The sequence below is a fragment of the Bdellovibrio sp. ArHS genome (assembly GCF_000786105.1).
Classification (GTDB): domain Bacteria; phylum Bdellovibrionota; class Bdellovibrionia; order Bdellovibrionales; family Bdellovibrionaceae; genus Bdellovibrio.
In genome coordinates this window covers 174,454-187,815 of sequence record NZ_JTEV01000003.1, presented here as the reverse complement: position 1 = coordinate 187,815, position 13,362 = coordinate 174,454, and the positions used below count along the sequence as shown (strand labels likewise).

Genomic DNA, 13,362 nt, shown 5'->3' with positions numbered 1-13,362 from the left:
GAAGTGAAAAAGGTTCTTCTGATCCGACTTGATAAAATTGGCGACCTGATCTGCACCATGTGTGTCGATCAGGTTTCTTTTTTAAAAGACCGGGATGTTCACTGGGTGATTTCCAAAGGTTTGGGCTTCGTTCCCGACAACGCCGATCCCCACCGAAAATACCTAGAGCTGGCCAAAGATGATTGGCGGACCTCGCTTCAATCGTTGCGTTCGTTCCTGAAAGATTTTAAACCTGACGTCGCCGTCAGTTTTCAAGCTCCGTGGTGGGTGAGTTATGCTCTGTGGGCGGAAAATGTGCCCGTGCGGGCCGGGGTTCAATCGCAATGGCATAGCTTTTTGTTTTTAAATAGGGGCTTACGCCAGCGTCGCAGCCAGGCGGTACAGCATGAATCTGATTACAACTTAGATCTGCTTCTTCATGCCTTTGGTGTGGAAGAAGAGATCACTCAGGAAAAAACTCCCGAGTTGAAATTGCTCGCGCCTTTGAATCCTGCGCTTTTGGCAAAACACAATCTGACTTCGGGACAATACGTTGTGGTTCATCCCGGAATGGCCGGTTCGGCTTTAAACTGGCCGATCGCAAAATATATTGAATTTATCTCTGCCGCAAAAAAAGATTCTTTGGTTGTTCTGACCGGCACCCCGGCCGATGAGCCTTGGCTCAAGGACATCAAAGAACACTTTGCCGGCGATGCGCGTGTTCTGTCCCTGCAAAACCAACTGAAAGCAACAGAGCTTTTCACGGTTCTAAAAAACGCCAAAGCCGTCGTCGTTCCCAGTACCGGAGTCGCCCATATGGCGGCCTCATTGGGCGCTCACGTTTTAGGTATTTACAGTCCAGTCCGGGTTCAACATCCACGCCGTTGGGCTGCGCGAGGTCCGCATGTTCGCATCTTCATGCCTCATAGTCAGGATCAGGATCATGTCGATCCCCGCTGTATGGACGAGATTTCCGTTGAAGATTTGCTAAAAGCTTTGTCTTCGCTTTAAAATGTCAGCTATGCAAAGACAGTTCACCTTCCCCGAATCTTTTGAAGACTCTATTTCTCAGGCTCTTGCAAACTACAAGCTGTCTTTGCAGGACTCCAAAGCGCTGGCAAAATGTGTTCTGGCTTTGTCGGACTATTTTATTCAAAAACCCGACGACGTGACACCTTGGCACGAGTCGTGGGCGCAGGTGGCTTATCTTTGTTATTATCTGCCTCTCAATTCCACTCGTCTGGCAGGAATTATTGCTGAGGCTGACAAAAGAAGCTTTTTTCACGGCCTGGAAAGAGTCGTTGATTTTGGTGCGGGCCTAGCCACGGCGTCTTTGAGTCTGGCGCAAAAACATTCTTGGCAATTTCAACTTGTCGAACGCGCCAGCGAGCCGCAAAAACTTATTGAAACATATTTCCCTCAGTTCAAGGCCGAAGAATGGCTTCGCACCTTTAGTGCTTCTCGGCTGAAAGATCCCGGAAAAACTTTGGCCGTGTTTTCTTATTCTTTGACCGAGCTTGCCGACATTCCAGAATGGGCTTATCAGTGCGAAGCTCTGATGTTAGTTGAACCGTCCACCCAACAGGACGGCAGAAAGCTCTTACAACTTCGTCAAAAACTTTTGGAAAACGGGTATCACGTATGGGCCCCTTGCACCCATGAAGGTCCCTGCCCTCTTCTGACCCAGTCCAAGCATGACTGGTGTCATGATCGCGTGCATTTTCAAGCGCCTGAATGGTTCCTGAAAATGGAAGAACAGCTGCCAATGAAAAATCGCACCCTCACTATGAGTTACCTTTTAATGCGCAAAACGCGACCTGAAAATATCGCTGCCGCGCGGGTCGTGGGCGACCGCTTACAAGAAAAAGGCAAAGATCGTCAGATGATTTGTCGTGGCCCTGAGCGCGAATTTTTAGCCTGGATGCACAAACTGAAGATTCACCAAGAGATTCCGCGAGGAGTTCTAGTGAAAATTCCAAGTGAATCTCAGAAGGTTTCCAATGAGCTTCGTATCCTTAACGAAGTCGAAATTTACGAATGAAAACCTCGTCATTTCACTCTGAAAGCGAAATTCATGGAACATATTCCAGAGTGAAACACCTAGCCTTTTCTTCGCAAGATTTTAATTAAACAACTTCTGACAACGGTCCGATAAGTATTCATATAGGAACTTTATGAATAATCGGCACGTAATGGTATCATTCATAACTATCGGCATTTTTATATGCGCAACCCTGGCGGGTTGTATTAAAGCCGATATCAAACACCCCGATCTGGTTCCCACTTTAAAGTCCACGTCCCCTTCCTATTACACCAACGACGCTTCTATCAAAGTGAAGGTGCAGTTCAACCGTCGACCGACAACGATTGTTGATTCCGAATTCAAAGTGAACAACGCGACAATCGTTAGCATCACTCCTCTTGATGACTTCACCTATCTTGTGGAACTGACCCCGGTAGCGGAAGGCCGCGTGATTTTAAGTCTGCCGGAAGGTGCGGCTTTGGATGAGCGGGGAAAAAAATCATTCAGTTCGGAAAATTTCGAAGTCTATTATGACAATTCCATCCCCGTCGTCGGCGCAGTGCAAATTCTACCCGCTGCCGTCAGTCCTAATCCACGCCCCGTTATCGATGGCCAAACAGAGCCCAAGGCGATCGTGACTCTTTATAATTCCATCGCGTGCTCGGGATTAAAATTAGCCGATACGCAAGCCGACAGCGTCACTGGCACTTTCCACTTCCCAGTGGCGAATGCACTGACCGTTGAAGGCCCTTATGCCTGGAGTGTTTTAACTCAAGATGCCGCTGGCAATACTTATTGTTATCCTTATCCTTTGCCGTATGTTTTCGATGCAACGGCCCCGTCTGCCCCTGCGATCTCTTTGCCCTATGCGATCCAAGACAGTCCCGTCATCATTGATGTCACTTCCTGCGATGACACCAATCAGTTGCCGGATTCTTACTTTCAGGTGGCCTTCGCCCAAGATGGGGGCCCTGCGCCTGATTTTACAGACTCTTCGTGGGGAAACTGTGCCACCGGAAACAATTATGTAACCGTCACTGGAAGCCAAGGCTTGCATACTTTGACAATGTGGGTGCGCGATGAGGCAGGTAATATCAGTCAAAGCAATAGCGTTTCGTTCACCCTGGATACCACGATTCCCAGCCTGACACTTCCGACAGCGATTTCTTTAAACCGCAATAGTTCTGCGACCGAGTTATTCGACGACGCCAGTGTTGATTCCGACGAAGAAGGATTAGGAAGCTATTCGCTGGGGACAGCCTCTTCACCGCAATGTTCGGATTATGGATCGGTGACGATCAATTCGGCGACGGGCGCTCTGACGTACACACCTACCGCGCATTATTATAATAAAAACGGAGCCACCAACCATCATGGCGGTCCCTGCAACATCAAGGTGCAGTTTTCAGATCAGGTTTTGCCGACGGCTCATATAAAAGAGGCCGAAGTCGCCGTCAGCGTTGATTTCATTGACGAGCTTCCCCAAATCACCGCGTGGCCTGGCACCAATGGCACGGCCACGGAAAAGTGTGGAAACAAGTGTTTTGCGAACGCCATCTTTGACTTGAGTTTCACGGCCAATCCCGGTGGCGCCGGTTTCCCCGACCCGCAAACTTTAACTTGTTCGGCAACGACTGCCGACGGCTATTACGTATCGATCGCAAGCTGTTCCGTCAGTGGCACCTCGGGAACTTTGTCACTACAGATGGGCTCAGCCCATGCTTCTTCAACAGACACGACACTCATCACCCTGACTGTCAGCGATGGGCTCACCAGTGTTTCAAAATCCTTTGGCGTTCATGTCGACAACTATGTCATGAGCATGTACCCCGCTTTGGCGGTGTCTCGCCCGCTTTCCTGCATTCTTTGCCACGCGAATATTCAGGCTGATATTGTTATGGACTTCGGTGTTGCCCAGGCAAACTACGCAAACGCTTCCGATATTCTGGGATTTGCCAGAATCAACTCTTCCCACATGTATCACTCGGACAATAACGTCATTGGTTTTACAGTAACGGGTTCCCTTTATATGCCCAATATCACGGTGACGGATAAAAACTTTATCAAACAGGTTTCAGGGACACCGAATGGCGCCCCCGTGAATCTTCGTAGCTTTCTTTTAAATCCCTGGAACTATTACGAACCGCAGGCCGATGCCCAGGGGACTTTGCTGACGGACACAGATGGCTTCGTCAAAGTGGCGGCAGCACCGACGGTCATGGCCGCCTTGCCACCGATAAACGGCGGATTGACACTGAAAAACTCGGTCACGATTCGTGCCCCTTCGGATGCAGAAATTCTGGCCTTGGATGCCACCTTGTCGGCAGCCACGACCGCCTTTGTTTACAAGGGACCAAACTCAAAACCCGCATTAAGCGGATTAGAAATTCACGACTATGGTTACGGCGAGTTTGTTCGCAACAATGGCACGATTGTTTGTTATGGCAGCATCATTATCAGCGGCACACTTTATCTGAACAATCCCGACATTCAGACAGATGACGTGGGTTGTTCCATCTATGTCGCCGGAAATGTTTTTATTGAAACCAACAGAGGCACCGCCATCAACTACGTCGGTGGCGCAGCCTCACCCACGCTGCAAATCACGGCCTCCCGCAACTTACATATGGGAATCGGGCTTTACGACCTAGCGCACATTCGTAACTCGAACAATGCCGCCAATGATGCCAGAAAAATCGCGAATGACGCCAATCCGTCGGGACTGCGTGATGCCGGAGGAACCGTTTCCTCGATCAAGAGCAACGAAAATGCGGGAGCGTGGGAATACATGACGTGTCCACTGCGCCCTGAGCACGCTATTTACCTGGAAACACACTACGTCTCGAACGGAAACTACACCGCCTGCGATGCCTCTACAGATCCCTGGAAATGCGCCATGGCCAACGAGATCTTCAACAATTGGATCGGCGTCGTTACGAATTACGACCACGTCCCCAACGTGCGAAACGTCTATCGACCAGCGACGAATTCTTTAATTGATATCGTCCGTGCCTATGAGACCATGTGCCGTTTCAACGGCGCCTATCAAATGTCCAGTTATTCCAGCTATAGTTGGACCTGGGCCGGCTACTGGGGCGAACAGCCTTCCAAGATTGGCGCGCCAACAATCAACTCCTACCGCGTCGCAACGGTCTTTGATCATCTGCGTGTTAATGCGCACAACGTCCACAGCAGGTACTATGGCGAATTTAGAGGCTCGGTGATTTCTCCATATGCGCTTTTCGCCGTCGGAAATCTGGTGTTCAAATACGACACGCGCCTTAACAACGTCGTGCCTTATCCCAAATTAATGGTTCCAAATCCGATCTTTGATGTGCAATAGTGAACGCATGTCTTTTGATGAAAACGAATCCAGTCCCCCTTTGGAAGTTCCCAAAGAAGCCTTAAGTGAAGAGGCCTTGCGCGGAATCATAGAAAGTTTCATTCAACGCGAAGGAACCGATTACGGCCGCGAAGAAATCGCTTTTGAAACCAAGTGCAATCAAATCAAAAAACAGATCGATAAGGGCGATGTAAAAATCGTTTTTGATCCCGATACGGAAACGGTGGGATTGATGAACACACGCGACTGGCAGCGCCGGCAAAAGTCTTAACGATTTCCGTAGGCTTGATAAAGGCGTTGAATATCCGCTTGGGAAAGAGCTCGCAGTGGCGCAATCTGCCGTCCCGGATCCTTTGAGACCAGCGTCTGTGACGTACCCGGCTTGGCAAAAGTATCACTGGGGTAAAGCATCAAAGAGTTATAATCAAACGGCGCCAGGCCTGAGACCTTCATCAGACTTGGTGGGAAAATTTCGAAGTTGATCAGGTAGCCTTCTTCGACATTGTCTTTAAGAACCTGTACAAAGGCTTCCCGGTCCGTGCGATTCTGTTCGTGGATAAATCCCAAAGCATGCATGATTTCGTGAGCGATCTCTGCCGGGGCGCAGTTGGGTGCTAACCACACTGGCTGCTTACCTCCGACTTTGCCAAGGTAACTTTTGCAGTCCTTAGAGCCCGTCTGAAAAACCAAAACATCTTCCTGGTCGGTGTAATCGACAAAACGAATCGGCGTGTTTGCAAAATACAACAAAGCCTCGCGCACACGCTGAGGATTTTCCAGGTCGGGCTGAATATAAATCGCAATCTCGGAAGAATCCCATAACTGCAGTTCTAAAGGTTTGGTCAATCCCGTTGGCGGCGCACCGGCCTCGACCTGCCCTAACAAAATGTCGCCGTCAGCAACTGCCATGCCGTCTTCGATCCGATAATGAACCGCCCCCAGCTGTGCCGCTGTTTTTTGCAAAGGCGCTTGCGGCAAAATTTCCACCTGTTTGTGACTTGCGGGAATATTTGCTTCGGATTGAAGACCCGATTCTTGCGCTGGCAAATCATGTGCGAGCGCCGCCGGGATGTTCTGTTCATTATTTGTGATCTGCTTTTTCGTGGGAACTGCAGTTTGCGCGCGCCACGAATTATCGCGCTTAGAGAAGACATATGTTCCGACAACAAGAAGTAAAATAAGCAGAAAGACTAAAATCCGATTGCTCAAAACAGACCACCTTCGCGGGATGTTTCAGCGTTCAAAATTTTTACCCCGAGGTCAAAATAAAAAAACACCGGTGTCGTGAACCGGTGTTTTTTTAAGTCGTGTTTTAATTTGTTAAAGGGTTGAAGATGAATCCTAATCGTTACTGAATCCAGAAACGGGGAACAGGGACACAGAAATCTGATACGTTTTTCCCTGAGCCACACCAGCATCTAAAAACTGCGCAAGTTCTTTGCGGAAGTTTTTGATTTTCTCTTTTGCTTCTGGCAAGCGCGATTCATCGACCGTGATCGAGATCGTTGACTGCTCACGCTCTTCTGTCGGCATTTTCTCAAGAAGACGTTCAAGCTTGCGCTTCATCTTCTTTTCACGAGAAACTTCACCGAAACGCTGAAGCTCATCAGGTGTCAGGTTTAAACGCTCCCCGAACATACGAATTGTTCTGATCGTCACTGTTCTTTTGCCATTAAGAATCTTGGACAAGAATGACGAGTCCACTTCCAAATGACGCGCAAAAGCGCGCAAAGAGTAACGGGGATAGTTTTGGCTACGGCGAGCCAGTTCATCTTCTAAGAATTGTCGGAAATCCGAGTTTTTATTTACGTCCTGCATGTGGACACAATTATTTAAAGGACTCCTAATAATCAATAAGTTGTTCACAGCCTTACAGACATTTAATAAAGCCATTCAGGCTGCGTCAATTACACGCTGTCCATTACTATTTTTTTATCTAATATCAACATCTTACGAACCCTTCCGCGTTCGACAAATTGGTAATGTTGATTGCCGAACATCGACGCAAAGGACGGTGTTTCTGAGAGAAAATGAAGCAGTTTATCTTCGTAATTTTGCGGACATAAAATCAAACGATCCGCTTGCAGAAGCCCCTTGCTGTGAAGCGTATGCAAAATTTTGATAATCGTGTGCGTCCCCACTCCGGCGATGACCACACTTCCTTTGAGCGCCGCGTCTAAATCTTCTCCCGCTGACGTCAGAAATTCGGCCCTGCTTGAAGAGTCTTCGTCGAAGTGCTTTTCCTGAAAACGCTGGCGCAACCGATCCATAATAGAAGCCACCTGATCGACGAAATAAACTTCAGGAAACAGACCACTGCGATAGGCGCTGATGCCCAGAATACCATGGTCACAGCAAAAGTCCCAAACGGGCTGCCCAGGAAGAAGTTGATCGAAAATAAGCTGCATGCGGAGAGGCAATTTGTACATCGACGCAGTAGATATCATTGACTGTCTGCCAAGGGAAAAGGAAACTCCCGAGCTATGAAAAAGACTCCATTAGCAGATATCCACGTAAATTCGGGCGGCCGCATGGTCGACTTCGCAGGCTGGTATATGCCTGTTCAATATTCTGGCGTTCGTGAAGAGCACGACAATGTTCGTAAGAACGTCGGTCTTTTCGATGTGTCTCACATGGGCGAGGTTCGCGTAAAGGGACCTAAGGCCTTGGAAACGCTAGAGTGGCTGACGACCAATGACGTTGCCAAGCTCAACGAGGGTGAAGCGCAGTATTCCCTTCTGCCAAATGAGCAAGGCGGATTGGTCGACGACATTATCGTGTATTGCCTGAAGAAAAATGAAGACTATTTGGTCTGCGTAAATGCCTCGAATAAAGACAAAGACTTTGCCTGGATGACGAAAAATAATAAGGGCGCTGATATCACAGACGAAAGCGATCTGTGGGGCCAGATTGCGATCCAGGGTCCGAAAGCTTTGGAACTTTGCGATCGTGTTTTCGGGTTTAAAGTCAGTGAAATGAAACCTTTCACTTTGAAAGCCAGTCAGTTTCAAAATTTCAAGATTATGGTAGCTACGACGGGATACACAGGCGAAAAAGGCTGTGAGGTGTTCGTTGAAGCTGCCGGTACAGGAGCTCTTTGGAATCACCTTTTGACTGAAGGCAAAGACCTGGGAGCCCAACCTATCGGCTTAGGCGCTCGTGACACACTCCGCACAGAAATGAAGTACTCTTTGTACGGCCACGAAATCGATGACACAACGAATCCATACGAAGCCGGCCTGGGTTGGGTTATTAAGCCGGCTAAAAAGGACTTTATCGGCAAGGCCATGATCGTCGGTAAAAAAGAAGCCGGTCTTCAAAGAAATCTTGTGGGATTTAAGATGCTTGAGAAGGGCATCCCCCGTCAGGGTTACAGCCTATTTTCTTTTGACAACAAAGAAATCGGCAAGGTAACTAGTGGTACACATTCTCCGACTTTGGATGAACCTATCGGTATTGCCTACATCGACGTAGCTTTTGCGAAAGAAGGAACTGAATTCCTTCTGGATATTCGCGGCCGTAAAACTAAAGCGGTGGTTTGTAAGACACCTTTCGTTCAGAAATAAGGAGCCGAAAATGCCATTTCACATCCCAGAAGACTACTACTACACAAAAGAACACGAATGGGCTCAAGTTGACGAGAACATCGTAACCGTGGGTATCACTGAATTTGCTCAAGACCAATTGGGCGAGGTGGTTTACGTTGAACTTCCAGAAGAAGGTCAAAAAATCACTCAAGGTCAAACTTTCGGCGTTATCGAGTCCGTAAAAGCGGTCAGCGATCTTTATGCCCCTGTTTCAGGCACAGTTATCGAAGTGAACGCATCTTTATCTGACGATCCGTCAGTTTTAAACGACGATCCAGTGAATGAAGGCTGGTTGGTTCGCATCGAAATGGATACTGAAAAGGAACTAGCGAACCTTATGAGAGCTCCCGATTACAAAAAATTGATCGCAGAGAAATAGTTCTTGCAAGATAGCGCAAAAATGCGCTATCACTTTGTTTCAAATTAAGGTGTTGCCCCGCTGGTGAAATTGGCAGACACGCTAGACTTAGGATCTAGTGCGCAAGCGTGGGGGTTCAAGTCCCTCGCGGGGCACCAAATCTTCTTTCAAAAGAAGATCGCGAAGGAAAAGAGCTGACTGAAAAGTCGGCTTTTTTTATGTCCAAAATGGCTCTTGGCTCTTGCCCATTAACGGGGGCAGTCTAACTTTTGCTATCCAAGATATAACCTTGCTCTTAATCGGAAATTTTCAAATTTTCTAAAACCGTAAGCTCTTCTGATCAACTCCTCCATTCGGGTGTGCATACCCTCAACAATTGAATTTGTTTTCTTAAATCTCCACATTCTCACGATCTCTTCCTGCCAGCTTTCAAGCGTTTCACCCAAGATCACGAAGTTTCTGAATCCTGATTCTTTCAAGGCCCGTATTGCGTCTAAAAACTTCGGGATCATCTTCTTTGCTTCCTCCTTACTATAAACTCGGTAAAGCATCATTTGCGTGAGCTCTTGCTTAAAATCGTAGATGGCTTCCAAGGCTGGGTTTTGTTTCAAATACTTTCTGAATTTTACCTCCTGATCGGGTTTTAAATTCCATGGATGTCTGCGCATTAAGGATAGCAGACCACGGTTCTTACGACCGGCCTCATCAATCAATCCCCAAACCTTTAAAAGTGGTGATTGATCAACCTCACAACGTGAAAACTATCAGCGACGATCATGGCGTTGGTGAAGTATTTCTTGGCTATACTTCGATAGGTTTCTGATAAATCCATCAACACTACTTTGCAGTTCCGCCTGTCTGGTATTTTCCTTAAGAATCGCCGCAGACTTGGCTCTGATCGTCCTAACTGTACATCGTATAAGCGATGTCTTTTGAGATCTGCAAAGGTTGTCATAAACCCAAGCTTGCGTGAAAAATTCTTATCATCAATTCCTAGAATCTTTGGACATGCGGCATTGCTGAACTCTTTGTTTTCTTGCTTTAAATATCCTTGAAAACATCGCTCAACAGTGGCTGTTCCAAGATCAAGAAATTGACCTAAAACGGATTTGCAAATACCGTGCTTGTGTTTGACTGCAACTTCTTCCCTGAAAGGTTCAGAGCTTCGAAATCGAGGTCTTATTCCAGGGAGTCTTTGATTGAAATATCGACCACAAGATCGGCAACAAAACTTATGAACCTTGATTCTTAAATAGGTTTTTTGAATGCCAATACTGTGATGCTTTATCGTTCGTATAAAGCTGTCTTTTTTGCGCAAATCGGTTCCATCGCAATAAGGACATCGAGGCTTTGCGATAAGCTCTACGTTAAAATAAACGGATTTAATTCCATCATAGGAAATGAGTTTGTAACCGGGCAATCCAATGATAGGTTCATGGATGTTCGGGGGCATCGGGAATTCCTTTTGCTAAAACTTAGTTGTGGTAAACCAAGTATAACAAAAGTCCTGACTGCCCCTGTTAATGATCTAGAGCCGGTTTTCTGACTTTACGTAGCGACCGATGTCTTTCCAGCTTGCTCGCGTCCAAGCGCCAAAGGGGATCACTTCGCCGTTCTTTCCGTAGCCAATCATAATGCGGATCTCGCCTCGGTTGGAGCCATTTTCGTCGCGATCTTTTTTAAAGCCCGCGCCATCGGCGATTAAATAGTCGACTCGATGATTTACCGATAAATCTGTTGCATCACTCTTTGCAAACCAACGATGCTGGCTTGAATGAGCGGTACTAAATCCCATTGTGTCATTAAGGTTTTTTGCTGATCTTCGGAAGCTCTGGTTCGTCACTGTTTCAAGGGATAGTTTTTCAAATTCGCGACTTCTTCTTGAGTACTGATCTAGATCTAAAAATTGATTGAAAGGGACACAGGTTTTCTCGCAACTTTGGCAGCGCATACGCTTTAAGCTTAGGACGACTTCACCAATAGACGTTTTTAATTTTCTATCTCTCTTGCCGTGCAAGTGACGTTTATGGCTTTGGCAGTGAGGGCATTCAATTCCAGCCTGCATAATCATTTTCTCAACTAAAATCACCAATACTTTTACAAGGCTCGGTACGCCTTCGGTGTCGAACAAACTTTTCACTGCAATGATTAGCTGGGAAAACGAAAAGTCTTTGAGGGAAATTTCAGAGCCTATATGCAGCGAAAGTTTGGACATAAAAAAGGCCTCCTTGCCATCATGATCACGAGTGTAGAAAATAAAAACAAGAAAACCAGCCAAGTCTTTTTATCACAAATTTAAACGCAGAATTTTTCAAACAAAAACTGCGTGTAAAAAAGTTCGACGATCTTTCACGGCACCTGTAAAGTGCTTAGACGCCCGCTTTGCCTTCATCTTGAAGTAAATTCGTTTTTAGGTCTGGCATGCTCGTAGCAATATGAACCACTTGAAAGATCGTTGCTGTGGAATAACGGGAAACTAATCCCACCAACTTTGCAACGGTATCTACTTTAGGAGGTCCTATGAGAACAATGACAGCGGTTTTAAGCCTAGTGTTAGTTTCTTCGACAGCATTTGCGGGTGAGCTCAAAGACATTTCCGTCAGCGATTTTGTCAAAGTTAGTAAATTGATGCAGGAGACTCAGTGGAGCAAAAACGAGACAATTGATACGCTAATCAAAACGGGAGAAAATAGTTTTTATTCAGTTGTTAAGGCCGATGGAGAATGTACCTCTGCTAGTATCTCCGAACTTAATAAAGGAACACTGTATGTGGTTCCAAGTTCAGTAGAAAAAGTGAATTGTTCAAAGTAGACCTCACCTTGGCTACTTCAAACCCACTTTTTTGAGCAAATTTCCTCCGTCAGTTTTTCCCACTCAGAGCGAGTAAGAAAAATCTAGATTTTGGTCACAAAACCTGTTCACGCCAATGCTCCACAAAGCACTGGCGTGTTGAACATATTATTTTAATGTCTGCCGCTCACACTGCGCACTTCTGCCCGACTTATTTTACGCGGGACTTAGCACTTTTGCGCAGATTTATGGTTAATAGCCTCACACTATCAGGTCGTGGCGTTCTGCCGGAGTCTTCTGGCCTTCGTATTTAAACTCCAGTGGCCGTTCGATGAATATCCGTCTCTTACTTAAAATTTACCGAAGAGCCCCGGCGAGTGTCGTCTCTCCTTCGGGCAAGTACCCGATGCAATTATTTCACAGTCCACTAAGAAAATGAGTTATATGATAATGTGATTTAATGTACAGAGATTTTGCCGCCATTTTTTTGATTTTTTGTCAGTGAAAATGCTTATGGATTTCTTTTTTCGAAAGGAAACGCGCAGACATTTTGAACTGAAACATGTTAGAAAAAGCTAAGTTATTTGGGCAGACAATTTTTCTTTTTTTTGCGCGCAAGCTCTTTACGTTTGTGAAATTTTGCTGTCCCATAAAGCAAAGAGTTTGACCAATTTCCCCCTGTTCGCCCGCGTATTTTTGAAAAAGTAATCCTCCAAATCCCCTAGAATCTCGAATAGATAAATTCGCTTCTTTAAAAACTCGTGGTGAGCAAACACTTGTTTTTAAATTTTGTTTGTATGTCTTTGAATTGCAGTATTTGCCATTTTTCAAAAACACTTTTTTATAAACGAGAATATCGATCATGAGGACTTTGAGGAAGAGGATCAAGAAACACTTGAAGAAATTAAGGAAAATGCGATCAATTTTGGAGATTAGCGGCGAAACCTTCCTAGTCGCTTTCTTGAGCGCTTAAATCCAGCTCTTTGGTTTTCAGAGTTTTCTTAGCGAAGCTTCAAATCGTTCAACTTTTGAGTCATCTGTTGATTTGTTCATAAGCTGCATCAGCTGGAACTTCTGCTGGAAGGTCGGCAATTCTTTGCACCCAGTTGTTGATACGTTTGAAATTCGTAAGAATTTCTTGATCTAACTTTCTACTTTGAGCATGAAGCTCTGGCATGTGTATGATTTTGAATCAGAAAGAAAAAGAGCAACAAGTTAAATTCCTTGTTGCTCTCGTTGCTGTTATTCTTTTTTGTCGATAACAGAACTTTGATAGATTTTT

At 46.1% G+C, this 13,362-nt stretch carries 15 protein-coding genes and 1 tRNA gene; 8 read left to right on the top strand and 8 right to left on the bottom strand.

The genetic code is table 11. From position 1 onward, the window contains the following. Nucleotides 1-3 precede the first annotated feature (3 nt). The 4 genes from OM95_RS01735 (at nt 4) to OM95_RS01720 (ending at nt 5,616) form a co-directional block, all read left to right on the top strand. The gene (locus tag OM95_RS01735; RefSeq protein WP_041869589.1) at nt 4-990 is read left to right on the top strand and encodes a glycosyltransferase family 9 protein; all 987 of its coding nucleotides are present in this window, start codon (nt 4-6) and stop codon (nt 988-990) included. 10 nt (nt 991-1,000) lie between these two features. Continuing rightward, nucleotides 1,001-2,020 carry a small ribosomal subunit Rsm22 family protein gene (locus OM95_RS01730; RefSeq protein WP_041869852.1) on the top strand — a complete coding sequence of 340 codons (1,020 nt, stop codon included), beginning with the start codon at nt 1,001-1,003 and terminating at the stop codon, nt 2,018-2,020. Between the two features lie 151 nt (nt 2,021-2,171). Further along, nucleotides 2,172-5,345, top strand: a complete 3,174-nt coding sequence (locus tag OM95_RS01725) for a hemagglutinin (protein ID WP_291515441.1) — start codon at nt 2,172-2,174, stop codon at nt 5,343-5,345. A gap of 7 nt (nt 5,346-5,352) precedes the next feature. Next, complete coding sequence (locus OM95_RS01720; RefSeq protein WP_291515440.1) at nt 5,353-5,616, top strand: YheU family protein; 264 nt, start codon at nt 5,353-5,355, stop codon at nt 5,614-5,616. Here OM95_RS01720 and OM95_RS01715 read toward each other — a convergent pair. The 3 genes from OM95_RS01715 to OM95_RS01705 form a co-directional block, all read right to left on the bottom strand. Beyond that, entirely contained in the window at nt 5,613-6,554 is a 942-nt protein-coding gene (locus OM95_RS01715; RefSeq protein WP_291515439.1) for a M12 family metallopeptidase, read from the bottom strand. The two genes, OM95_RS01720 and OM95_RS01715, sit on opposite strands and share 4 nt — an antisense overlap. Before the next feature lie 132 nt (nt 6,555-6,686). Further along, a complete protein-coding gene (locus tag OM95_RS01710; RefSeq protein ID WP_041869584.1) occupies nt 6,687-7,163 on the bottom strand; it encodes a DUF4423 domain-containing protein in 477 nt (158 codons plus the stop codon). An 89-nt stretch (nt 7,164-7,252) separates the two neighbouring features. Next, nucleotides 7,253-7,774, bottom strand: coding sequence for an SAM-dependent methyltransferase (locus OM95_RS01705; protein ID WP_291515438.1), 522 nt, complete (start codon nt 7,772-7,774; stop codon nt 7,253-7,255). A gap of 54 nt (nt 7,775-7,828) precedes the next feature. Here OM95_RS01705 and gcvT point away from each other — a divergent pair, with 54 nt between their 5' ends. The 3 genes from gcvT to OM95_RS01690 all read left to right on the top strand — a co-directional run bounded on the left by gcvT (nt 7,829) and on the right by OM95_RS01690 (nt 9,448). Next, nucleotides 7,829-8,911: a glycine cleavage system aminomethyltransferase GcvT gene (gcvT, locus tag OM95_RS01700; RefSeq protein ID WP_041869581.1), complete on the top strand. Its 1,083-nt coding sequence runs from the start codon at nt 7,829-7,831 to the stop codon at nt 8,909-8,911. Nucleotides 8,912-8,921: 10 nt separating this feature from the next. Then, nucleotides 8,922-9,311 carry a glycine cleavage system protein GcvH gene (gene gcvH / locus OM95_RS01695; RefSeq protein ID WP_041869580.1) on the top strand — a complete coding sequence of 130 codons (390 nt, stop codon included), beginning with the start codon at nt 8,922-8,924 and terminating at the stop codon, nt 9,309-9,311. A gap of 54 nt (nt 9,312-9,365) precedes the next feature. After that, a tRNA-Leu gene (locus OM95_RS01690) sits at nt 9,366-9,448 on the top strand. Between the two features lie 114 nt (nt 9,449-9,562). Here OM95_RS01690 and OM95_RS17010 read toward each other — a convergent pair. The 3 genes from OM95_RS17010 to OM95_RS01680 all read right to left on the bottom strand — a co-directional run bounded on the left by OM95_RS17010 (nt 9,563) and on the right by OM95_RS01680 (nt 11,568). Beyond that, entirely contained in the window at nt 9,563-10,003 is a 441-nt protein-coding gene (locus tag OM95_RS17010; RefSeq protein WP_291515437.1) for a transposase, read from the bottom strand. Nucleotides 10,004-10,014: 11 nt separating this feature from the next. Next, a complete protein-coding gene (locus OM95_RS17005) occupies nt 10,015-10,743 on the bottom strand; it encodes a transposase (RefSeq protein WP_291515436.1) in 729 nt (242 codons plus the stop codon). Between the two features lie 75 nt (nt 10,744-10,818). Continuing rightward, a complete protein-coding gene (locus OM95_RS01680; protein WP_041869578.1) occupies nt 10,819-11,568 on the bottom strand; it encodes a transposase family protein in 750 nt (249 codons plus the stop codon). A gap of 242 nt (nt 11,569-11,810) precedes the next feature. Between OM95_RS01680 and OM95_RS01675 the strand changes: the two genes are divergently transcribed. Then, nucleotides 11,811-12,101 (top strand): hypothetical protein, encoded by a 291-nt coding sequence (locus OM95_RS01675; RefSeq protein WP_041869575.1) that lies wholly within the window; start codon nt 11,811-11,813, stop codon nt 12,099-12,101. Nucleotides 12,102-12,578: 477 nt separating this feature from the next. Here the strand turns inward: OM95_RS01675 and OM95_RS01670 are convergent, their stop codons facing one another. Together OM95_RS01670 and OM95_RS17000 are read right to left on the bottom strand one after the other, a co-directional pair. After that, nucleotides 12,579-12,944 (bottom strand): hypothetical protein, encoded by a 366-nt coding sequence (locus OM95_RS01670; RefSeq protein WP_041869573.1) that lies wholly within the window; start codon nt 12,942-12,944, stop codon nt 12,579-12,581. A gap of 169 nt (nt 12,945-13,113) precedes the next feature. Beyond that, nucleotides 13,114-13,257, bottom strand: a complete 144-nt coding sequence (locus tag OM95_RS17000) for a hypothetical protein (RefSeq protein WP_291515435.1) — start codon at nt 13,255-13,257, stop codon at nt 13,114-13,116. Nucleotides 13,258-13,362: the final 105 nt, after the last annotated feature.

What these genes read in the sequence shown, in the direction of transcription:
- OM95_RS01730 (WP_041869852.1), top strand. Translation starts at nt 1,001, where the DNA reads ATGCAAAGACAGTTCACCTTCCCCGAATCTTTTGAAGACTCTATTTCT.
- OM95_RS01725 (WP_291515441.1), top strand. Translation starts at nt 2,172, where the DNA reads ATGGTATCATTCATAACTATCGGCATTTTTATATGCGCAACCCTGGCG.
- OM95_RS01720 (WP_291515440.1), top strand. Translation starts at nt 5,353, where the DNA reads ATGTCTTTTGATGAAAACGAATCCAGTCCCCCTTTGGAAGTTCCCAAA.
- OM95_RS01710 (WP_041869584.1), bottom strand. Translation starts at nt 7,163, where the DNA reads ATGCAGGACGTAAATAAAAACTCGGATTTCCGACAATTCTTAGAAGAT.
- OM95_RS01705 (WP_291515438.1), bottom strand. Translation starts at nt 7,774, where the DNA reads ATGTACAAATTGCCTCTCCGCATGCAGCTTATTTTCGATCAACTTCTT.
- gcvT (WP_041869581.1), top strand. Translation starts at nt 7,829, where the DNA reads ATGAAAAAGACTCCATTAGCAGATATCCACGTAAATTCGGGCGGCCGC.
- gcvH (WP_041869580.1), top strand. Translation starts at nt 8,922, where the DNA reads ATGCCATTTCACATCCCAGAAGACTACTACTACACAAAAGAACACGAA.
- OM95_RS17005 (WP_291515436.1), bottom strand. Translation starts at nt 10,743, where the DNA reads ATGCCCCCGAACATCCATGAACCTATCATTGGATTGCCCGGTTACAAA.
- OM95_RS01675 (WP_041869575.1), top strand. Translation starts at nt 11,811, where the DNA reads ATGAGAACAATGACAGCGGTTTTAAGCCTAGTGTTAGTTTCTTCGACA.
- OM95_RS01670 (WP_041869573.1), bottom strand. Translation starts at nt 12,944, where the DNA reads ATGATCGATATTCTCGTTTATAAAAAAGTGTTTTTGAAAAATGGCAAA.
- OM95_RS17000 (WP_291515435.1), bottom strand. Translation starts at nt 13,257, where the DNA reads ATGCCAGAGCTTCATGCTCAAAGTAGAAAGTTAGATCAAGAAATTCTT.